Source organism: Rhizobium sp. CB3060 (assembly GCF_025200735.1).
In the GTDB taxonomy this organism is placed as follows: Bacteria; Pseudomonadota; Alphaproteobacteria; order Rhizobiales; family Rhizobiaceae; genus Rhizobium.
In genome coordinates this window covers 2,071,381-2,091,079 of record NZ_CP104159.1, presented here as the reverse complement: position 1 = coordinate 2,091,079, position 19,699 = coordinate 2,071,381, and the positions used below count along the sequence as shown (strand labels likewise).

Here is a 19,699-nt window from a genome sequence, read left to right as displayed (position 1 = left end):
GATCAAATGTTATTACGTTATTGAACATTAAAAAATGGCGCGAAAATGAGTGAAACTGGGGACGCAAACTGGTTTGCAGAAAAATTGAAAGATCGTACGATTCGCGGAATCGCGATCGAAACCAGTGCATTGATCCGGGCCGGAGCACTGCCTGTGGGCACGAAATTGCCGGCGATCCGTAACCTCGCCTTTGCGCTCGGAATCAGCCCGGCAACCATCTCGGAAGCTTGGAGCGAGCTGCGGCGGCAGAAAATCATCAGCGGCCGCGGCCGAAACGGCACCTGGGTGAGCGGCGACCGCTTCATCGCCAAGCCGGAGCGTCTGGCGAGCGTCGGTGACTACGGCGAGGGCGTTCTGGACCTGACGGCAGCAGTGCCGGATGTCCGGCTGCTGCCGAAACTTGCCGAGGCGATGGCCTATGGCGCGAATGCGGAGAATGTAAACAGCTACCAGCGCAGCCGCATTCTCCCCGAGCTGGAAGAAGCCGTCAGACGCTCATGGCCCTATCAGCCGGAAGCATTGCTCGCGACAAATGGCGGCTACAATGCCGTCTATACGCTGATCCATGCCCTGGTAACGCCGGGCGCTTCAGTCGCAATTGAAATGCCGACAGGCATGCGGCTTCTCGATATTCTCGAAGATCGCGGAGTCCGTATACTGCCGGTCCAGTGCGATGACGAGGGACCTGTGCCGGCGTCGCTGGAGAATGCGATGAAGTACCGGCCGGCCGCTTTCATCTTCCAGCCGCGCGTTCACTCCGTTACCGGCCAAAGCGTCAGTGCCGCGCGCATGGAAAAACTGGGCGCGATCCTCAAGGATAGCGATACGCTGGTCGTCGAGGATGACGGGGTGGCCGACATCTCGTCGGCGCCGCGCCACTCGCTCGGCACACTCTATCCCGACCGTGTCATTCATGTCCTGTCCTTCTCGAAGACGCACGGACCGGACCTCCGGCTCGCCGTATTGTCCGGTTCGCGGGCAATGATCGAACAGATCCAGTCCTACCGTGCCTTCAGCGCCGGATGGACGAGCCGCATCCTGCAATCGGCGGCGGCCTGGCTATTGCGCGATCCGGCGACGGACGAGACGCTCTTCCGGGCCCGCGACCTCTACGCCAAACGCCGGGCGGCACTGATCGATGCGCTCGCCGAGCGCGGCGTCGAGGCTGCCCATGGAGGTGGTCTTTGCGCTTGGATCCCTGTGTCCTCGGAACCGTTTGCGCTGGTCACGCTGGCGGCGAGGGGCATTGCCGTTCATCCCGGAGCGAAATTCTCGGTACTGCCGAGCAGCCATCTGCGTGTCGCGACCGCCACTCTGACCGATCGCTGCCAGGAAGTCGCCGACGGCATTGCGCTCGCCGCCGTGCAGTGATGGGGCGTTACTCGCCGGTGGAGCGGTTGCTGGCGCGTTCCATTTTGCGAGAAAGCATCGTGAGCCAGATACCGATGATCTCGATCGTCGCTCCAAATGCGACGATGACGTACATCGGAAATGTCATTTGCGATGCCGCGAATAACATCCATGTCTTTTCTCAAGAGGGGAAAAAGCCAGGCCCGAGGCGACTACATAAGCAGCGCCTTTCGGGTTTAGGTCAATTTCGTTTGAGACACAGCCGTATACGGCGCCGCTGACTACAATCTGGTAACGGTCTGGCCCCGGCAAGTGACAGCTAATTGCAACTAGCGGTGCCCCAATTTCATTGTGTAGGGCAAGCCACCTCAGCCACGAAGCCGGACGTACGCTTACAGTTGCGGGCTGGCCATCCACAGTTATCGGCGCCTCCACCGTCACCAAATAGCTCGCATTGTTACAATTTGGAACGTGGCTCAAGGACCCATCCCATGCGTCTTAAAACCGTCGATGGCGGACCGGCCGACGGCGTTCTCGTCGAACCCTTTCCAGAGCGAGAGGAAGATAAGGAAGGCGAGAAGGAAAATCAGCGTCACCGGCCATTGGAACGACAGAATTCCCAAGGACAAGCCTACGGCCCAAAAATTCAAGCCGGTCATCAGCGCGTCGCGGGCAGCGAGAAGCCAAAAGAACGACGCGACAACCCACCAGAAACTCAACCAGCAGCGAGCGAAATGACGGCAACATTGCTGTCCCGTAGATCAGAACACCCAGCATCCGACCATACATACCAAAGACGAGTCCGACAGCCCCACATGTATCGGCCGCGCAGTGGGTCATGCGTACAAGGGTCATAAGTAGAAATGGAAAGTTAGCGATGAATACGATCATCACCACTGTGAATATGCTGCTGGATATCGCAAACTGCCTGCGCGTCATGAGCGGTCTCCTCGACTTGCCTGCAGCCTATGGTGAGCCGATTCAATCATCGAGAAGACAACATCTCCATATTTAGAAGGCTGGTTGCAATATCGTTCACTGAGCCGCACTGAAACGCTGCACTTCCCGCCACCCTATGTCTGCGACAGACTATGAGAGCATTGACGCGCGGGTTTGAGATAATGCATCGCATCGTTGCTCCTGCGGCCTCATCGGAATCCCGCACTTTCGGTGAGGAAGCTAGGCAGGAAAGCCGCAGACAGACCAGTCACTACTGTATATCGACAATCAAACAGCTCTCCCCAAGCGGGGCCAGACGGGGTAGGATGCCGGTGCACCTATCTTCGTGGTGTAGTTCAAAAAACCACCCGTTAAGGATCGTTTACACACCATTGCATTCAGCCGGGAAAACGCAATAAATTCAGTTGCTGCTGATGGTGATTTCAGGCAGTGATGCGCAATCAAAATATATGATTTGCAATTGCGCAACGGTGTTGAATGGCCGAAAAGCGAAATTGGATTGGGTTGGTACGCGACCTTCCGAAAAACCAATCGAAAAGTGCGGTTAGCTTAGTCTGCCCCAAGGCGGCAGATGCCGGTAGTGCCGCCGGCCAAGTTAACGTTGGCGATATGTATGTTTGTGGCAAAGGAACACCCCTTGACTACAGCCAGGCAATGCTGTGGTACCGCAAGGCGGCGGATAAAGGAAACGCGGTTGCGCAGGATCATATTGGGAATATGTATGCGCGCGGGTGGGGTGTGGCTCAGGACAAGGCCGAAGCCCTAGCCTGGTTTCGCAAAGCAGCCGATCAAGGTCTCGTAGAAGCAAGGACGGTGATTATGCGTTGTCGGGACCAGACAATAAGTTACCGAGAATTGGCGAGTGTCTTCCCTAGTGTGGCAGGCGATAGCGCTGTCCCGTTCCGAGGGAGCAGGTGACGGATGCAGTGATAGTGGCGCGGCTACGTTCCGTGCTTACGCTCTTGTGTTCGCCGGTCGGTCATCTGATCCTTAATGCAGCGTCGCAGGGCTGCCCAATTCAGGCAGCCGCGGATAGGAACGATCCGTTGCGGGGTCGCTCCTCCCTAAGAACTGTACGTGCGAGTTTCCCCGCATAGGGCTCAAGCCTCCGCTAAACCCTGTTTGACCAGAGCCGCCGGTTCCTGTGTGTCGGGAGAGTATGCGGACTCACCGCGTGGATCTGTAATTTTCGATGGCAGACCCTCCTCGCAGTGAAGTAGCTGTCCCACTTCGGATCAAACGGATTTGCGTCTGCCCGGATTTTGCAGTGGCGACGAATAGGAACGTCGGATGCAACAGAAGGGCGGCCGCGAAAGGCCGCTCTCGGTTGTTAGAACCCTTCGAGGACGACCTTGCCGATGGTCGAGCCGCTCTCGAGCTGAGCATGCGCCTTCTTCAGGTTGTCGGCATTGATCGTGCCGAGGCGCACCGTCGCCGTGGAGCGGATGCGGCCGGCATCGGCGGCGGCGCCGACCTCGTCGAGAATCCGTCCCTGTTCGATCATGTCGGGCGTCTGATAGATCGAGCGGGTGAACATCAGCTCGTGATGAATCGACACTGCCTTGCGCTTGAACAGCATGATGTCGAAGCTCTTCGGGTCGTCGATTAGGCCGAAGCGGCCCTGCGGCGATATCAACTCTGCGATCTCCACCACATGCTTCTCCGTCTGGGTGGTGGAGAACACAAAGGCAGGCGCGCCGATGCCCAGATCCGCGATCTGCTGTGCCAGGGGCTTCGAATGGTCGACGACGTGATGGGCGCCCATCTTCGTCACGAACTCACGCGTCTGCGGACGCGACGCGGTGGCGATGACGGTCAGGTCGGTGAACTGCCGGGCAATCTGGATGGCGATCGAGCCGACGCCGCCGGCACCGCCAATGATCAGAATGGCGTTCGCAGCACCCGACACCGGCTTTTTCACATTCATCCGGTCGAAGAGAGCTTCCCAGGCTGTCAGCGTGGTCAGCGGCAGAGCGGCGGCGTCGGACCAGTCCAGCTTGGACGGCTTGTGGCCGACGATGCGCTCGTCGACGAGATGGAACTCCGCGTTGGTGCCCGGCCGAAGGATCGAACCCGCATACCAGACCTCGTCGCCTGGAGCGAACCTGGTGACCTCGGGGCCGACGGCGGCGACGATGCCTGCAGCGTCCCATCCGATAACCTTCCAGTCCATGCCCTCCGCCGGGGGCGTGCTGCGACGGATCTTGTAATCGACGGGGTTCACCGAAACCGCCTTCATCTCGACCAGGATATCGTGGCCTTCCGGGACCGGCTTGGCGATCTCGATGTCTACGAGGGAATCTGCCCCGTCGACGGCCGAGGGGGTCTTGTATCCGACTGCTTTCATTTTCTGTGCTCCTTGAACTGCTTTCACTTGGCGAAGTTGCGAAGCGCTTCTTCGCCAGCTTCCTGGTCCTGCGCCCAACTTCCGCCGGAGATGCCGAGGCCGCCGACGATCATGCCGTCGTCCATGATCGGGAAACCGCCGGCCGCCGCCATCACACGCGGGACGTGGCGAAGGTTCGACGCACCTCGGTCTTCAAGGAGGTCGACCCACTGCGCGGTCGAGAGGCCGAAGGAGGCTGCCGTGTAGGCCTTGTCGATGGCGATGTTGACGGCGAGGTACGAGCTGCGGTCGCTGCGCTCGAAAGCCTTGAGGTTTCCTGCAGCGTCGACGATGGCGACGACTGGTTCGAAGCCGACGCGCTCCGATGCGGCGATGGTTTCTGCGACGAGCCTTGCGGCGGCTTCCCGTGTGATCGAACGGGAGGTGAAGCTATTTTCTGACATTGGAAATTCCTTGAGGTTGCTTTCCTGGGTGGCTTCAGCGGTCCTCCAGTTGGTGGGATCGTCGAACCAGTCACCTCCATATAGCCGTACGGGCGTTCTGTTTGGATACGCACAACGCTTGCCAATAGTATCCTTCTGGATACCGTGAAGCTGATTGCAGGAAGCGGCGACTTCTCGTCTTTACGACGTAAATTCAATAGATTGCTTGCGCTAGGTGATCGTCTTTCCAATGTCGCCGCAGGCCGCGGAATACGAATCTCGCATCTTGCAGCGACGAGAAACCTGCAATAACTACAACAGTACGAACTACATGCGAAGACGCATCTAAGGATCAAAAGGATATCGTCATGGCCAAGGCTCGTCATTCCCGCTTCGACTGCAATCCCGGCTGCTCGGTCGAGGCGGCGATCAGCCTGATCGATGGCAAGTGGAAATGCGTCGTCCTCTTCCATCTTCTAGGAGGAACCATGCGGTTCAACGAGATCCGCAGGCAGGTGGCGGGTGTCACGCAGCGCACGTTGACAAACCAGTTGCGCGAGCTCGAGGACGACGGTCTGATCGAGCGCAAGGTCTACGCGCAGGTTCCGCCGAAGGTCGAATACACGATCTCGCCGCTGGGACGCAGTCTCGAGCCGATCCTTGTCGCATTGAAGGCATGGGGCGACGGGAACATCGGCAGGTTCGGGAAGCCTGTCGCGGCGAACGCTGCCTAGCTCTTCGCCAGTCCTTCAAGGCAAGGAAACCGCGTCGCGCACCAGTCTCCTTCCAGCCCGGTCATGTGCTCGCACCCCAGAGCGGCCCGACGACGAAGCCGCTTGAACGAGAGAGCTGCGAAACTAATGGGTGTTCGCGAGAGTGTCATCGGCATCGGCGCCTAGGTGCTGCGCAGCTGTCTGCGACACCGGAAACCGATGAGCCTGCCTTAGGATCGCTCGTCACGAAACTCCTCTAAGTCCTACCGAAACCGGCGGAAAATATTCTTATTATGTTTGTTTTATTTATTTTGTCTCTGTTCGTCAGCCCTTGGATAAGTTTCATCTTGCATGAGATGGGCCATGTGCTGGCCGGCCTCAGCGTGAAAATGGAGATACAGGAAATTCGTCTCGGCCGAGGGCCGATCATCTTTCGCGGCCGCTGGTCTGGGACGGAAATTATTGTCGGGCTCATCCCGCTTGGGGGCAGGGTAACCGGCGTTCCGAAGTTGCGTTACGCTAAAGCGGCGCGGCTGCTTTTCATTGCTGGCGGGCCAGTGATGGATCTGGCCTGGTTCGCCATCCTGATCGTTGCCTTACGGTTTTCGAGTGATGCAGTTGCCCTGAGGGTGGTGCTCTTTCCCGCCCTCGCATTTCAGGTCCCTATGATCTACTCCAATCTCATGCCACATTACTCCACGTTATATGGCAAGCGCATGGCGAATGACATGCTGGCCTTGTGGCAAACCGTGTGGCCGAAGGTCGATTACCTTGCAATGCACCGGCAGCTTTACCTGAATGCATTGCGACCCTATGCAGGTATTGAAGAGCCTGCGCTCAGTCGCCAGTCGGATCGGATTGCCTATCTTCTTCTCGAACTCAACAGCTTGATCCATCGTCAGCCTGAGCAGCAAATCGTTGCTCTAGAGCACGAGCTGTCCATTGCACCCTCGCGTAGTGAGCAACTCCTAATCATGGAGAGCATCTCCATGCATGTCCTCGCAAATGAAGGTCTGCGCGATAACGCATATCTCGACCGGTTGACACAGAAAGCGCTCCTGCTTGCGCCCGAACTTGCCACGTTGAAGGGTACTCGCGGCGCTGCGCTGGCCCGTTTCGGACGTCATGAGGAGGCCCTGGCCCTACTCGCTGAAGCCGACGACAGCAATGACACGAACCGTTGTTTGAACGCTGCTTTCCGAGGGCTTGCGCATTTCCATGCCGGTCGGAAAGATCAGGCGACTGTCGAGCTCGAGATTTCTACCGCAATCGTGCAATCGCAGAATTGGACAAACGTATTCGCCGCCCGAATTGTAGATAGCGTCATCGCCGAAATCAGCCATGTGTTGCTTGAGCCAAGGAAAAATTCGGATCGGCCAACAACGGTCCCAAACGCCTCAAACGTCACCTAAACGCCAATATTTGTTACAGCTTTGCTGCAATGGACGTCGAGAGGCGACAAAGCGAAGACCATATTGAGCCAACCGATAGCGCCAAAGACTGTTCCCTTTTCAGACGGGTCACAGCAGATGTTGAACGGCATCCCTTCAAGAGCACGGCTGCGGCCGCCCCGTAGTTGTTGGCGGCCCGGAAATTTCGCTAGCGTGTCGGCCGGAGTTGTTGCTTCGGCCGACAAGACTCAGGTCGAGGACCGCGTTCGCTATCCGGTGGCTCGATGTATCGATCCCCGAAGTCTCTCATGGACGAATGCGGATGATCGTCTTCCCGGTGCGTCGCTCGGTCGAGCTGAGAGCGGCGACGGCGCTATCGAGCGTAGAGACATTGCCGATGTTCGTCCGTAGGCGTCCGTCCCGTATCCGCTGGACGATTTCGCCCAGCTGGGCACGATCGGATTCGACGACGAAGTCGATCGCCAGACCGTCGGCGGGCCGCGTCTCGACTGGCCCAACAATGGACACCAGCGTTCCTCCTGCGCGTATCAGGCCTGCGGAACGCTTTCCAATATCGCCGCCAATGACATCGTACACCAGATCGACGCCACCCACGTCTTCGAGGACATCGTTTTCAAGATCCACAAACTCCTGCGCGCCGAACTCGAGAGCCTTGTGACGGTCGGCGGAGCGCCCGGTGCCAATGACATAGGCACCAAAGTCGCGCGCTAACTGTGCCACAAGCGAGCCAACTGCGCCGGCGGCACCATGAACAAGGATACTCTGGCCGGGCTGGAGACGGCCGTGCTGAAACAATCCCTGCCACGCGGTCAGGCCTGAGATTGGCAAGCTCGCGCCCACCGTGAAATCGACTTCACCCGGCAGCGGCGCAAGGTTGCGCGCCTCGACAGCCACGTATTGCGCCAGGGTCCCGTCGCGATACCAGTCCGTGAGGCCGAACACCCGTTGACCTACCGACAGTCCCGTCGTGCCATAACCTAGAGCGGTGACCACCCCGGCCAGCTCATGCCCGGGTATCGACGGTGTTCGCTCGTTGCCAACGCGGTCGACCCAGGTCGAGGGCCAGGTCAGTTCGGTCGGGACGAACCCCGACGCATGAACCTCAACGATGACGTCGTTTATGGCCGCCTGCGGCTCGGGCTGCTCCACCAGCTTCATGCCGGCCGTTCCCGCGGCTTGATTAGTTGCTATGATCGCTTTCATGGGAATTATCTCCTCAGACATTTGTTGGTTCAGACTAGATTGCTTGCGGAAAGCCTTTCGATCTTGGCTGTCTCTCGCTCCGGCGATGACCTTGATTTTGAATTGGTGTGCGATGTCGATGAGACCGCCGCTCGAGTTCCGCGGAGCCGCGGCGCCACAAATCGGTGATTTCCGTGACGTTCAACCGCACGATGGTGGCGGGCGCTTCATCGTTAAAAGCGCAGTTACATCGTGCAGATCGTCTGTCGATGCGATGCCAAGGGTCAGCCATTTACCGTCGATGTATGTTTTGGCTTCATCGTAGAGCTTGACCAGTTGTGGGCGCCAGACATAACGCCGCTCCTCAAACTTCTCTCGTTCTGCTCCGCCCATGACCATGACAGCCGAAAACCGCCGGTATTCCGGAACCAAGGTGGTGAATGCCTTGGTTTTCTTGTAGCGCAAGGACCAACCGCGGTTCTTGCCACCGTAGAGCCAGTCCGGCTCGAAAACGGCAGGATAGAACTCGTCGATCCAATTCCGCAGTTCCGCCCAATGTCCGAATGCCTGCGGTCCGATCCATTCTCGAACTGCGCTGTCATCGGGCGGTGCTGAATTGTCGATGATCCTGTCGCCGATCTGGGGGCGCGGGTTGGTTGGTAAAGTCATCTGAAGGCCTCGTTTTCGTAGTCCGGTGGGCCGGAGGGGTTAGGATGCGGCTGTGCCAAGCTTGCGGCGCAGAATGTGTCTGGCGACACCCTCCAAAGCAGGCAGCATCGCGTTAGGGTCAGCCGGCGCTCGACAGGACGGCAGGACCGCTGTGCATGACTTCAAGCTCCCTCACCACAGTAAGGTCGAGAGCGGCGAGGGCTTTCTCTCTCGCCAAGGGTGCTTGGTCCCAGTCGAGAAACGCGGTGCCCTGCAGGAGGAGAAACTGCTGGGTTTTCAGCCCGATGGAGCTGAGTGCCAGCGACAGATAGGGCGTGAGAAAGTCCGGCTGGTTGGCTCGGCCACCGCTAAAAATGCCGCCGGAGGCGACGCCGATAAACACCGGACGGTCTAGAAGCATTCCTACCTTCCCCGCCGGCGTCGACTTCATCGTGCGACCGACGCGCAGGATTTGATCGATCCAAGCTTTGAGGGCCGAGGGGATCGTGAAGTTGTGCATCGGCGTTCCGATGACAACCACATCGGCCGCTTCCACCTCCTGGACAAGCGCTTCGGAAAGATCCAGAGAACCCTTCGGTGGGGCGGCCAATGTGGCCGGCGTCGATAGCGCGACCGCATAATCAGCCACGGCGTGAGGCAAGGGTTCGGTCCCCAAACCACGCCGGCTGATGCTTGCGCCAGGCGCAACCTCGAGAAGCTTTTCGACGATCGCCGCCGACAGCTGACGGCTATGCGATTGTCGACGCGAACTGCTATCAAGATGGAGGATGTTCATGTGATCGATCCCAATGATTTCAAGATGTTGCGACGGGATAGGGTCAGATCGACCCGGCCGGCAGTACCGCGGGAAAATCCTTCTCGGGATCGAATACGTTGTTGAAGAAGTTCGTCAGGGAGTACATCGCCACCAGTGTGACGATCTCGATGATGTTCGCGTCGGTGTAGCCGGCATCGCGGACGGCGCTCAGATCGGCGTCGCTGACCTGCCCTCGAGTCTCTATGACTTTTTGCGCAAACTGGACGGCGGCATCTCGTTTCGGATCGTTGGCATGACCCTTCCGGGCGAGAATGATGTCATCGGCCGGCAGCTTGGCCATGTGTTCGGCGGTGAAGCTGTGAACCGTCAGGCAATAATTGCAACCGTTCACTTCGGAGACGGCGAGGCCGATGCTGTCTCGTGTCTTCACGTCAAGCGCCTTGCTCAGGGAGCCGAGCAGAATGGCCCACGCGTTGAACGCGATCGGGCTCTGCGCGAAGGCCGCCATCATGTTGGGGGTGAACCCGATGCTCTTGGTGAAAGCATCGAGAGTCTGTTTCGATTCGGCCGGGACCTGTTCAGGCTTCAGGGCAATAGTTCTAGGCATCATAATCTCCGTAAGTTTCTGATTGGGTTGCGAATTATGCAAAGTCCAGGACATCGGCCACCGGCAGGCGCGGCTTCTGCGGCCAGTTGCCGGCCCGCTCCGGCCCTACGCTCAGGAGCATGACTGGGATTTCGTCTTCGGCCAGGCCGAACTCGCTGTGCACGGCTTCTGCGTCGAACCCAATCATCGGCGTCGAACCCAGACCAAGGGAGCGCGCTGCATAGATGATCGCCGCGGCGCCAAAAGTAGCAGTGCGTACCGCCTCGTCGCGCTGTCGCTGGGGTTGATCGTCATAGAGCCCGCGAGCGGGCGCTTCCCATTCCGGCACCAGATGCGCCGGCATGATGCCGGCTTCCACCACCGGCGCCAGACGGGCGGGCACGGTGCTGGCATCGGCCAACCGGCCGACGATAATGAAGGTAACGGCGGCGTCGCTGATCGCCGGCTGATTCCAGGCGATCGGACGTAACCGAGCCTTTGCCGCTGGCGTACGGACAGCGATAAACCGCCAGTTCTGCAGGTGGAACGATGTCGGCGCGGAAGTGCCGATCCGCACCAAATCGCGGATCTGATCGTCGCTCAGCGCGGCGGTGGTGTCGTAGTATTTGGCAGCGCTACGACTCAGAATGGTTTCGATGACGGCATTCGTCGGCGTCGGTTCGTTGGCTGCGTTGCTGATGTAGTTCATTGAGTGGCTCCCTCATCAAGTGATTACGGAGCCCAATTTACTGACCTATTTGAGAATAACGAGACTTTATTACCTCAATATGATGCGCGAAAGGATCAAATCCCGCGTGTCTAACCTAACCCGCGCCCGTCTCGCCGCCATACGCCTGTCTGCGCCATTCCCCGGGCGTCATCCCCATTCTCTCGGCAAAGACACGTCGGAATGCCGAAACAGATTGATAGCCAACCGTTTCGGCCACAGCCTCCGTGCTGATCGCAGGCTTTTTCAACTCGTTGGCTGCCAGGCTCATGCGCAGATCAGTCAAGAGATCGAGGGCTGAACAACCCAGCCTGTCTTGAAAGTGCCGCATGAACGTAGCACGTGACATGCCGCACAAGGCCGCGAGATCAGGCAGTTTCCAAGGCTGGGCTGGGTCGGCAAGCATGGCCGCGATGGCTGGAGCCAGCCGCGGATGGGCGGCCAGCGCCAATAGACCTTCGGGGGCTCTCTCGGACTCGCTCGCGGCGCGAAGCACGAGTGTGAAAAGGGCCGAAGAAAGTGCATTGAGAACCGCGCGCCCTCCGGCTCGGTCGCCGGTCGATTCCATTCGCATCAGCCCCACCAGACTGGCCAGCTGGTTGGAAGCGGAACCGATACCGTCTTCTCCCTGGCCATCCATGGCCCGCGCCACGAGGTTTGTGGGCAGGTAGTTGCGGATCAGTCGATCATGCGGCGGTGCAATAAAAAATCGACCACACAACAGATCGAGCTGCTCACCCTGGCTGGCGTTTTCGCTCAGCATCCAACCGGCAGACCCTCGACGCTGCTGAGTGGGGATGGGTGTTTGCCCGCTACCGTCGTGCAGCACATGCGCCGCACCGTGAGGTAACAGCACGATATCTCCGCTCACCAGTTCCCTCGCTGTTCTCGTCTCCGGATTCTCGAAAACGGCTCGACCCTTGACGATGACGTGGTAGGGGATTTCGTTCGCCGCCGCGCGGCCCCAGGCCACCCGCCATGGCGCACCGTAGGCACAGCGGACCTCGAGCTGACCAGTGACCGTGATGATTTCTAGGAGATGGCTCAGCCAGTCGACTTCAGACATAGGACCTCGGGACTTAGAACGCTCAAGCGTCCTATCCTATTCGCACGATGGCTGTATCAATAGTGAATTAATGGATCGTCGCGGTAGCATATGACAGACAATCGGAATCGCCCTACAGTATTTATGACGTAACAGAAAAATCAATATCTTGGCCCAATTTTCAGGGGCGTGACGGTTCTGATTCCTTCAAGGCGCCGCCGTTCGGCAGGGAATCGCAGAGCTGCGCCCGTTTGGCGTTCGATCCTTGACAAGCAGAGAATGTTTGTGAAGGTTGGATGGCATGAGTGAGGTGGCTGATTGGTTATCTTATACAAGTCCGATCAGTCGGAAAAATGCTGCTGAGGCAGTATTTGAGGATATTCGTTCGGCAATCACATCGGGACGGTTGGTGGTCGGGACGCGACTGCCCGCTGAGGCGCAGCTTGCTTCGCGTTATGGTGTCAGTCGCCCGATTATCCGCGAAGCGCTCCGCTCCCTTCAGACACTCGGCTTAACCCAGACTCGCACCGGCAGCGGCACCTATGTCATAACGTCGACACCCGGACCGGAGCTGCGTTACGGCGGTTATTCTGCACGTGATTTGATTGAGGCCCGCCCATTTATTGAGGTTCCCGCCGCAGGCTGGGCGGCTCTGCGGCGGACAGAGCAGCAGCTCGCACGCCTGCTTGAGCTTTGCGATGTGATGGACCACGAAGAGGATCCCTTGAAGTGGGTGAATTTGGACTCTGAATTTCACTCGATGATCGCGGAATCCTCGGGAAATGCCGTCTTCGCCAAGATCGTGACGGATGCCCGCGATGCGTTAATGCAGCAATCTGAGCTGGTCAACATGATGGCGCAGCGCCGCGTGGCCTCGAATGTCGAGCACCGCCACATCGTTGAAGCGATTGCGGCGGGATCGGAAGAAGGGGCCATCGCGGCGATGGAAGCGCATCTCGGTCAGGTGAAGCGTGCGGTGACCACGATCATTGGCGAGGATCAACCGCAGCATTGAGAGCGGCGGGCAGGTTGGCCAGCCGCTCCGGCCGTAGTGCCTCGACCAGTTGTTCGGCGGTCAGATATTCATGCTGGAGCACGATTTCTGGTATGGTGCGTCCCGTTGCCAGCGCCTCGCGGGCAACCTTGGTGGCAGCCTGATAGCCGATCAACGGATTGAGCGCCGTGGCAAGGCCGATCGATTCTTGAAGGCGCTGCGCCATGAGAGCCGGATTGGCCGTGATGCCGTCGACGCAGCGCTCTGCAAGGATATGGCAGGCTGCGGTCAGATGCATGATGCTTTCCGATAGCGAGCGCACGATGATCGGTTCGAAGGCATTGAGCTGCAACTGGCCTGCTTCCGCAGCCATGGTGACAGTGATGTCGTTGCCGATGACGGAAAAGGCCACCTGGTTGACCATTTCCGGAATGACCGGATTAACCTTGCCGGGCATGATGCTCGAACCTGCTTGCATGGCTGGCAGTGTGATCTCGCCGATGCCGGCCCGTGGTCCGGAAGACAAGAGGCGCAGGTCGTTGCAGGTCTTCGACAGCTTGACCGCGACGCGCTTCAGCACGCCGGAGAGATGGACGAAGGCGCCGGGATCCTGCGTTGCTTCGATGAGGTCGCTTGCGGTAACCAGAGGCCGGCCGGTGAGCCGGGCCAGATGGGCGCAGGCAAGCGCCGCATAGCCGAGGGGCGCATTGAGGCCTGTGCCGATGGCGGTGGCACCGAGATTGACCTCGTGCAGGAGGGCCGCCGATTCGATCAGCCGCGATCTGTCTTCGCCGAGCATGATGGCGAAGGTTCTAAATTCCTGGCCGAGCGTCATCGGTACCGCGTCCTGCAGTTGCGTGCGGCCGACTTTCAGGATGCTGTCGAATTCCTTGGCTTTCCGCTCGAAGGCTGTCTGCAATGTCTCCATTGCTGCAGCCAGGCTGTCGATGGCTTCGATCACAGCGACGTTGACGGCTGTCGGATAGGCATCATTGGTCGACTGGCTGAGATTGACGTGATCGTTCGGATGAAGGTGGGCATAATCGCCCTTGGGATGGCCGAGCAGCTCAAGCGCGCGATTAGCGATGACCTCATTGGCATTCATGTTGGTCGAGGTGCCGGCACCTCCCTGAATGACATCAACGACGAATTGTTCATGGAGCTCGCCGGCACGAATTTCGCGGCAGGCGCGCACGATCGGATCGAGCCTTTCTTTGCTGAGCAGACCCAGTTCGTGATTAGCAAGGGCAGCCGCTTCCTTGACGAAGGCCAGGCCGCGGATGAGATGCGTGTAACGCCCGATCGGCGTGCCCGTTACCTGGAAGTTTTCAACCGCTCGTGCGGTGTGCACCCCCCAATAGACATCGGCCGGAATATCCTTTTCGCCCAGTAGATCATATTCGCTTCGTGTCTTGATCACATTACCCTCCTGCAGTCGAAATCAAGCCATATCTGTCAAGCTGTAAGACAGATTGCATAGCTGTTATCGATTGCGCCCAACCGCGTCAATAAGTTTAGAGCCGGGTTGACCTGCACCAAATTCAGCGTGTAAGAGGAAAAATCTGTCATACAGCATTACAGCATTACAGCATGACCGGAGATCGTAAACCGCGATCGACGGCTTGATCAAAGCGAACGGCATCCTATCGGGTGCAAAGAGCACCCCGGACCCGTCCACGGACAAACGGCTCAAGGGAGGAGCAATGTCAGTCAAAACCATCCAGAATGTGCCGGCAGATCGCCGGCCGCCGGCCAATGAGGAGCTTGGCTATCACAAGGCGCTGAAGCCGAGGCAGATCCAGATGATCGCCATTGGAGGCGCGATCGGCACCGGCCTTTTCCTCGGGGCAGGCGGGCGGCTTGCCGCAGCCGGTCCCGCTTTGATCTTCGTCTATGCGCTGTGCGGCTTCTTTGCCTTCTTGGTGCTGCGCGCGCTCGGCGAATTGATCATGCATCGCCCGAGCTCCGGCTCCTTCGTCTCCTATGCCCGCGAATTCTACGGCGAGAAGATGGCCTTTGCGGTTGGCTGGATGTATTGGCTGAACTGGGCCATGACCTCCGTTGCCGACGTGACCGCCGTCGCGCTCTACATGAACTTTTTTAAGCAATACGTTCCATGGCTCGCAGGCGTCGATCAGTGGGTCTTTGCGCTGATCGCGCTGATGGTCGTGCTTTCCATGAACCTACTGTCGGTCAAGGTTTTCGGCGAACTCGAATTCTGGTTCAGCCTCGTGAAGGTTCTCGCGCTTGCCAGCTTCCTCGTCATCGGCATCTATTTCGTCGTCTCCGGAACGCCGATTGCCGGTCATTCGGCAGGGTTCAGCATCATCGGCGATAGCGGCGGCTTCTTCCCGAATGGCATCTTGCCGGCCTTCGTCATCATACAGGGCGTGGTCTTTGCCTATGCGTCGATCGAGCTGATCGGTACGACGGCAGGCGAGACCGAGGATCCCCGTAAGGTCATGCCAGGTGCGATCCGCACTGTCGTTGCACGCCTGCTGATCTTCTATGTCGGCTCGGTTCTGCTTCTGTCGCTGCTTCTGCCCTATACGGCCTATAAGGCCGGCGAGAGCCCCTTCGTTACCTTTTTCGGGACGATCGGCATCGAAGGCGCCGACATCGTCATGAACCTCGTCGTGCTGACGGCCGTTCTGTCCTCGCTCAACGCAGGTCTCTATTCCACCGGCCGTATCCTGCATTCAATGGCGGTTTCCGGCTCGGCGCCGGCAGCGCTTGCGAAGATGAACAAGGCCGGCGTGCCTTATGGCGGCATTGCGGTAACGGCTGCCGTGACCGTCATCGGCGTGGCGCTGAACGCCGTTGTCCCGTCAGCGGCATTCGAGATTGCGCTCAATCTCTCGGCGCTCGGCATCATCTCGGCCTGGGCCGTTATCGTGTTGTGCCAATTGAAGCTTTGGAAGCTATCCAAGCGCGGTGAGATGGCACGCCCGGATTTCCGCATGTTCGGCGCACCTTATACCGGCATTTTGACCCTTGTCTTCCTCTTCGCGGTGCTAGTGCTGATGGCGCTCGACTATCCCGTCGGCACCTGGACGATCGCGTCGCTCGTCCTGATCGCGCCGGCCCTTGTCATAGGCTGGTACCTGTTGCGCGACCGCATCCAGCAACTGGCGATCGAGCGGGGCTACTCGTGACGGCAACAGGCATAAATCCGCTGGTGGCAGTCATTGCCACCGGCGGCACCATTGCAAGCGAGCGGGCCGAGAATGGCGCAAGCGCGCCGTCATTGTCGGGGGGGAGCCTACTCGCGCTTCTGCCCGATATGCCTGTCGATCTCAGGCCCATCGAGTTGATGGCGAAGGACTCGGCAAGTCTCACGCTCGCCGACATGCAGGAGATCAGCAAGAAGGTGGGTGAATTGCTAGCGGATGCAGCCGTGAGCGGCATCGTCATCCTGCATGGTACGGACGCGATGGAAGAGACGGCTTTGCTCGTCCATCTGCAGCACGGATTGAACAAGCCCGTCGTCTTCACGGGTGCGCAATTCACCGCAGATCATCCCAAAGCTGATGGGCCTGCCAATCTTGGCGCGGCCGTGGCCGCCGCGATCGATCCGGTCAATGCGGGTCGCGGCGTACTCATCTCTTTCGGCGGTCGCCTGCTGCCTGCCTGGGGGCTCTACAAACATTCCTCGGATGTTGCCGACGCTTTTCGGCAATCAAGGCCGCTCGAAAATCCGCCAAGTCCGCGTCTTGAAGCAACATTGGACAACGTGCGTGTCGACGTCGTGGCGATCTATCCGGGTTGTGACTCTGTGCATATGGATGCGAGCCTGAGGGCCGATGCTAATGGCATCATTCTTGCCGCTCTCGGTTCGGGCAATGCCAATCCGCGGCTGGTGGAAGCCGTTAGGCGCTGCGCGGGTATCGGCGTCCCCGTCGTGGTCTCCAGCCGGGTTTCGGATGGGCTGCTGCTTTCAAGCTATGGCGGCGGCGGTGGCGGTCACGATCTTGCCGGCGCCGGCGCCAGTCATTCCTCGACCCTACGGCCGGGGCAGGCGAGGATCCTGTTGGCAACTCTCGTCGCCTCCGGCGCGACGGCCGAGTTGATCGAACAAGCGTTTGCAGATTTCGCCGGCGACGCGAAGCCCTGAACGCCAGCCATGCGAGCTGGCCGGTCATTGAATAATGGGTGACCGCGCCGGTCCGTCGGATGATCTCGCTGTAGGACAGATCCGCGTCGCACCCCGCCAGACGGCGCCACAAGGAGCAGCAATCGCCGGCCGCCGCCCGAAAACCCTAGATATCCGCAAAGACGTCTGAGATGACGGCAAATTTCACGGCCTGCCACCGTCTATAGCCGAGCACCAGGTTCGCCGAAACCCAGCAGTCGCCGCTCTTCTTGGCCGTCTCCCATCCTAATAGCCCCTTGGACTGGGCGGTTGCGAGTATCCTGCCGGTATGAGTGCGGGAAATGAGATAGTCAGCGGCGGCAAGTCGTGCCGAAACAGCACCTATCCATGAGCGCTCAGCCACCTCCACGGTTGCTGGCACACGCGACATAAGGTCGTGCAATATGTTGCTGCCGGATTCCGACTTGACGAAAAGCGTGATGCTTTCGGGAGGGCTGTACCAGCCTGGGTGATGGAAGAGCCGACGCGCGATCTGCGGCTGGGCGCGAAATAATATCGTCGGATTGGCTTGGGACCGTTGATATCGATCGCCTGCATCTATGCTATCGAGCGAGCGCAGGTGTCCGTCGAGCCATTGCCGGATCAGCTGTTCCGTATGGGCGGCAGCCTGCATGGCGTTGGTGCGCCGGTCCGCATTTTCTACCGGCTCGAATAGCTTATAGTGCGCCATCTCCTTCAGATGCGCGATCGCCGTGTTGTGGCTGGCAACATGGTTCTCGGCCAAGAATTTTCTCAGGTTGGAGACCGTGACTGGCGGGCAGCTCGGATTGAGCTTGCGCTCGAAATGCATTGCCAATGTCGCCTGGCTGAGCAACCACTTCTGCAGGTCGGCGACATAGCGCACCACTCTCGGCGCCGTGCGATGGATCGCCAGCAACTCCAATGCGGCATCGCGCAGAGCGGCTGCAAAGGAGGAATCTGCCAGCAGATCGTCGATGCTGAAAGCGCGGCACCTGTCTCGCAATTTGGCTGAATCAGCATGCATTGGCATTTTAGTGAGCGCGTATCTTTATAAAAATGCGAGGGGTATAAGAGAGGAAATTTAGAAACTATCCGGATGGATAGGCGCTACCGGCATGTTTGGCAACTCTCTCATCCAATGGCTGAAGAAAGATACCGCCAAGCGAACTGTGGAGGCGAGCTATGCATCGTCATGATGAATGTTGGTCCGCTGGGATCCGTTAAGGCGTCGGCGGGAACCGACCGATGTCTTGCGGGTTACCTCGTTAACGAAAGGAGCCGACCATGCCGTTTCCATCACCACGATCCCAGGATTTGCAGCAGCGCTTCGAGGAATTGAAGGCGGCGGCCAGAGAAACCCTAGAAGAAGTTATCGCCTCAGCGAACGAAGTGGGGTGGGGCACTCGAGAGGTACTTGGCGCGCTGGTCGCGGCGGCTCACTCTATCGAGGACGCCAACAGTGCGGACCCGGATCCGGTGGATGATCCGCCAATTGGCGATGCGGTTCGTGAACAGATCGGGCATGGTGAACAATTCGACTGAGGAGCGACGCCGACGCCCTCGTTCTTTTTAAGTAGACGCTGCCGAGCTCTTTCATGACGGGATCAGGCTACTCTGCCTCGCGGGTCAGAGCTCACTGTTTCAGCTTCAAGATCAACGCGGATGATCTCTGCCGTCTTCTCATAATGTTGCTGCAATAGCCGCTCAGCTTCAGCGGTATCTCGATCAAGCACGGCTTTCAGGATACGAGCATGCTCGTCGCTGACCTTGCGGACCCGAAAGGCCTTGCGAATTGAAAGGGCTCGATAGCGGTAAAGCCGGTCAGCAAGCTGTTCGCAAAAGCCGATCAGAGGCTTCGATCCGCAGCCGCCAATGAGAAGCGCATGAAAGGCGCGATGGAACCTTTCCCATTCCGGATTGTCTTCAAAATGGTCCGGATTGAGCGAGCGCGGAGTGCGCTCCAGCCGGTGATGCGCCACCAGAAGCGCCTCCTCCCACTCGGGCGTTGCGTTCGCCATGGATTCGCGCAGCGCCAGCCCCTCCACCCAGCAACGCGTTTTCGTCAGTTCGTGTAATTCATCCAGACTGATCGGTTTCACGAAGAAGCCGCGCTGTTCCTTTCCAATGACGAGATCCTCCGTCGTCAGGCGGTTCAGTGCCTCGCGCAATGGCGTCTGGCCGGCATCGTAATGCTCGATCAGAAAGCGCAATTGCAGCTTCCGGCCGGGCTCCAGTCGCGTTGAGAGGATGTCGGCCTTCAGCCGCTCATAGATGCTGGTTGCCAATGTCGCGGGGCTTTCGGCCCCTTTCTTCAGCAGGTTGACGTTCATGGTGCTCTCTGGCTTGCAAATCGCTTTTTATATACACGATGAAGCGTCCGCGCGAAATTTATAAATTTTTGCTTTACGCAGAAAAGTTTAT

The 19,699-nt window shown here is 58.8% G+C and carries 21 protein-coding genes; 9 read left to right on the top strand and 12 right to left on the bottom strand.

From position 1 onward, the window contains the following. Positions 1-45: 45 nt before the first annotated feature. The gene (locus tag N2601_RS28815) at positions 46-1,371 is read left to right on the top strand and encodes an aminotransferase-like domain-containing protein (protein WP_260304466.1); all 1,326 of its coding nucleotides are present in this window, start codon (positions 46-48) and stop codon (positions 1,369-1,371) included. 455 nt (positions 1,372-1,826) lie between these two features. Here the strand turns inward: N2601_RS28815 and N2601_RS28810 are convergent, their stop codons facing one another. Next, entirely contained in the window at positions 1,827-2,009 is a 183-nt protein-coding gene (locus N2601_RS28810) for a hypothetical protein (RefSeq protein ID WP_260304465.1), read from the bottom strand. Between the two features lie 218 nt (positions 2,010-2,227). Here N2601_RS28810 and N2601_RS28805 point away from each other — a divergent pair, with 218 nt between their 5' ends. Then, positions 2,228-2,365: a hypothetical protein gene (locus N2601_RS28805; RefSeq protein ID WP_260304464.1), complete on the top strand. Its 138-nt coding sequence runs from the start codon at positions 2,228-2,230 to the stop codon at positions 2,363-2,365. A gap of 422 nt (positions 2,366-2,787) precedes the next feature. After that, complete coding sequence (locus N2601_RS34275; protein WP_445945022.1) at positions 2,788-3,228, top strand: tetratricopeptide repeat protein; 441 nt, start codon at positions 2,788-2,790, stop codon at positions 3,226-3,228. Positions 3,229-3,640: 412 nt separating this feature from the next. Here N2601_RS34275 and N2601_RS28800 read toward each other — a convergent pair whose 3' ends face one another. Next, complete coding sequence (locus N2601_RS28800; protein ID WP_260304463.1) at positions 3,641-4,657, bottom strand: zinc-binding alcohol dehydrogenase family protein; 1,017 nt, start codon at positions 4,655-4,657, stop codon at positions 3,641-3,643. 23 nt (positions 4,658-4,680) lie between these two features. Then, positions 4,681-5,100 (bottom strand): GlcG/HbpS family heme-binding protein, encoded by a 420-nt coding sequence (locus N2601_RS28795; RefSeq protein WP_260304462.1) that lies wholly within the window; start codon positions 5,098-5,100, stop codon positions 4,681-4,683. Between the two features lie 347 nt (positions 5,101-5,447). Between N2601_RS28795 and N2601_RS28790 the strand changes: the two genes are divergently transcribed. Together N2601_RS28790 and N2601_RS28785 are read left to right on the top strand one after the other, a co-directional pair. After that, positions 5,448-5,813 (top strand): winged helix-turn-helix transcriptional regulator, encoded by a 366-nt coding sequence (locus N2601_RS28790; RefSeq protein ID WP_260304461.1) that lies wholly within the window; start codon positions 5,448-5,450, stop codon positions 5,811-5,813. 272 nt (positions 5,814-6,085) lie between these two features. Continuing rightward, positions 6,086-7,204, top strand: a complete 1,119-nt coding sequence (locus N2601_RS28785; protein ID WP_260304460.1) for a site-2 protease family protein — start codon at positions 6,086-6,088, stop codon at positions 7,202-7,204. A gap of 285 nt (positions 7,205-7,489) precedes the next feature. Here N2601_RS28785 and N2601_RS28780 read toward each other — a convergent pair whose 3' ends face one another. From N2601_RS28780 to N2601_RS28755, 6 genes are all read right to left on the bottom strand, one after another. Then, on the bottom strand, positions 7,490-8,407 hold the full coding sequence (locus tag N2601_RS28780; protein WP_260304459.1) for an NADP-dependent oxidoreductase: 918 nt from the start codon (positions 8,405-8,407) through the stop codon (positions 7,490-7,492). Between the two features lie 180 nt (positions 8,408-8,587). Next, entirely contained in the window at positions 8,588-9,055 is a 468-nt protein-coding gene (locus tag N2601_RS28775) for a DUF3788 domain-containing protein (RefSeq protein WP_260304458.1), read from the bottom strand. Between the two features lie 118 nt (positions 9,056-9,173). Then, complete coding sequence (locus N2601_RS28770) at positions 9,174-9,830, bottom strand: FMN-dependent NADH-azoreductase (RefSeq protein WP_260304457.1); 657 nt, start codon at positions 9,828-9,830, stop codon at positions 9,174-9,176. Positions 9,831-9,873: 43 nt separating this feature from the next. Continuing rightward, complete coding sequence (locus N2601_RS28765) at positions 9,874-10,419, bottom strand: carboxymuconolactone decarboxylase family protein (RefSeq protein ID WP_260304456.1); 546 nt, start codon at positions 10,417-10,419, stop codon at positions 9,874-9,876. A gap of 34 nt (positions 10,420-10,453) precedes the next feature. Beyond that, positions 10,454-11,107 (bottom strand): nitroreductase family protein, encoded by a 654-nt coding sequence (locus N2601_RS28760; protein ID WP_260304455.1) that lies wholly within the window; start codon positions 11,105-11,107, stop codon positions 10,454-10,456. A 115-nt stretch (positions 11,108-11,222) separates the two neighbouring features. Beyond that, positions 11,223-12,191: an AraC family transcriptional regulator gene (locus N2601_RS28755; protein WP_260304453.1), complete on the bottom strand. Its 969-nt coding sequence runs from the start codon at positions 12,189-12,191 to the stop codon at positions 11,223-11,225. Between the two features lie 280 nt (positions 12,192-12,471). Here N2601_RS28755 and N2601_RS28750 point away from each other — a divergent pair, with 280 nt between their 5' ends. Continuing rightward, complete coding sequence (locus N2601_RS28750; protein WP_260304452.1) at positions 12,472-13,185, top strand: FadR/GntR family transcriptional regulator; 714 nt, start codon at positions 12,472-12,474, stop codon at positions 13,183-13,185. Here N2601_RS28750 and N2601_RS28745 read toward each other — a convergent pair. Then, a complete protein-coding gene (locus N2601_RS28745; RefSeq protein WP_260304450.1) occupies positions 13,157-14,584 on the bottom strand; it encodes an aspartate ammonia-lyase in 1,428 nt (475 codons plus the stop codon). The genes N2601_RS28750 and N2601_RS28745 overlap by 29 nt on opposite strands. A gap of 283 nt (positions 14,585-14,867) precedes the next feature. On the opposite strand from N2601_RS28745, the gene N2601_RS28740 reads away from it, so the two are divergent. Together N2601_RS28740 and N2601_RS28735 are read left to right on the top strand one after the other, a co-directional pair. Beyond that, a complete protein-coding gene (locus N2601_RS28740) occupies positions 14,868-16,319 on the top strand; it encodes an amino acid permease (RefSeq protein WP_260304449.1) in 1,452 nt (483 codons plus the stop codon). Continuing rightward, complete coding sequence (locus N2601_RS28735) at positions 16,316-17,278, top strand: asparaginase domain-containing protein (RefSeq protein WP_260304448.1); 963 nt, start codon at positions 16,316-16,318, stop codon at positions 17,276-17,278. The genes N2601_RS28740 and N2601_RS28735 overlap by 4 nt, the downstream gene beginning before the upstream one ends. A gap of 145 nt (positions 17,279-17,423) precedes the next feature. Here the strand turns inward: N2601_RS28735 and N2601_RS28730 are convergent, their stop codons facing one another. Continuing rightward, a complete protein-coding gene (locus tag N2601_RS28730; protein WP_260304447.1) occupies positions 17,424-18,302 on the bottom strand; it encodes a hypothetical protein in 879 nt (292 codons plus the stop codon). A 260-nt stretch (positions 18,303-18,562) separates the two neighbouring features. Between N2601_RS28730 and N2601_RS28725 the strand changes: the two genes are divergently transcribed. After that, positions 18,563-18,820, top strand: a complete 258-nt coding sequence (locus N2601_RS28725; RefSeq protein ID WP_260304445.1) for a hypothetical protein — start codon at positions 18,563-18,565, stop codon at positions 18,818-18,820. A gap of 62 nt (positions 18,821-18,882) precedes the next feature. Here N2601_RS28725 and N2601_RS28720 read toward each other — a convergent pair whose 3' ends face one another. Continuing rightward, positions 18,883-19,608 (bottom strand): GntR family transcriptional regulator, encoded by a 726-nt coding sequence (locus N2601_RS28720; protein WP_260304444.1) that lies wholly within the window; start codon positions 19,606-19,608, stop codon positions 18,883-18,885. Positions 19,609-19,699: the final 91 nt, after the last annotated feature.

Bases quoted from the DNA above. Each gene is read 5' to 3' on its own strand.
- N2601_RS28805 (WP_260304464.1), top strand. From the start codon at position 2,228: ATGAATACGATCATCACCACTGTGAATATGCTGCTGGATATCGCAAAC.
- N2601_RS28815 (WP_260304466.1), top strand. From the start codon at position 46: ATGAGTGAAACTGGGGACGCAAACTGGTTTGCAGAAAAATTGAAAGAT.
- N2601_RS28780 (WP_260304459.1), bottom strand. From the start codon at position 8,407: ATGAAAGCGATCATAGCAACTAATCAAGCCGCGGGAACGGCCGGCATG.
- N2601_RS28755 (WP_260304453.1), bottom strand. From the start codon at position 12,191: ATGTCTGAAGTCGACTGGCTGAGCCATCTCCTAGAAATCATCACGGTC.
- N2601_RS28760 (WP_260304455.1), bottom strand. From the start codon at position 11,107: ATGAACTACATCAGCAACGCAGCCAACGAACCGACGCCGACGAATGCC.
- N2601_RS28730 (WP_260304447.1), bottom strand. From the start codon at position 18,302: ATGCATGCTGATTCAGCCAAATTGCGAGACAGGTGCCGCGCTTTCAGC.
- N2601_RS28810 (WP_260304465.1), bottom strand. From the start codon at position 2,009: ATGACCGGCTTGAATTTTTGGGCCGTAGGCTTGTCCTTGGGAATTCTG.
- N2601_RS28740 (WP_260304449.1), top strand. From the start codon at position 14,868: ATGTCAGTCAAAACCATCCAGAATGTGCCGGCAGATCGCCGGCCGCCG.
- N2601_RS34275 (WP_445945022.1), top strand. From the start codon at position 2,788: ATGGCCGAAAAGCGAAATTGGATTGGGTTGGTACGCGACCTTCCGAAA.
- N2601_RS28775 (WP_260304458.1), bottom strand. From the start codon at position 9,055: ATGACTTTACCAACCAACCCGCGCCCCCAGATCGGCGACAGGATCATC.
- N2601_RS28720 (WP_260304444.1), bottom strand. From the start codon at position 19,608: ATGAACGTCAACCTGCTGAAGAAAGGGGCCGAAAGCCCCGCGACATTG.
- N2601_RS28795 (WP_260304462.1), bottom strand. From the start codon at position 5,100: ATGTCAGAAAATAGCTTCACCTCCCGTTCGATCACACGGGAAGCCGCC.
- N2601_RS28725 (WP_260304445.1), top strand. From the start codon at position 18,563: ATGCCGTTTCCATCACCACGATCCCAGGATTTGCAGCAGCGCTTCGAG.
- N2601_RS28785 (WP_260304460.1), top strand. From the start codon at position 6,086: ATGTTTGTTTTATTTATTTTGTCTCTGTTCGTCAGCCCTTGGATAAGT.
- N2601_RS28750 (WP_260304452.1), top strand. From the start codon at position 12,472: ATGAGTGAGGTGGCTGATTGGTTATCTTATACAAGTCCGATCAGTCGG.
- N2601_RS28800 (WP_260304463.1), bottom strand. From the start codon at position 4,657: ATGAAAGCAGTCGGATACAAGACCCCCTCGGCCGTCGACGGGGCAGAT.
- N2601_RS28790 (WP_260304461.1), top strand. From the start codon at position 5,448: ATGGCCAAGGCTCGTCATTCCCGCTTCGACTGCAATCCCGGCTGCTCG.
- N2601_RS28770 (WP_260304457.1), bottom strand. From the start codon at position 9,830: ATGAACATCCTCCATCTTGATAGCAGTTCGCGTCGACAATCGCATAGC.
- N2601_RS28765 (WP_260304456.1), bottom strand. From the start codon at position 10,419: ATGCCTAGAACTATTGCCCTGAAGCCTGAACAGGTCCCGGCCGAATCG.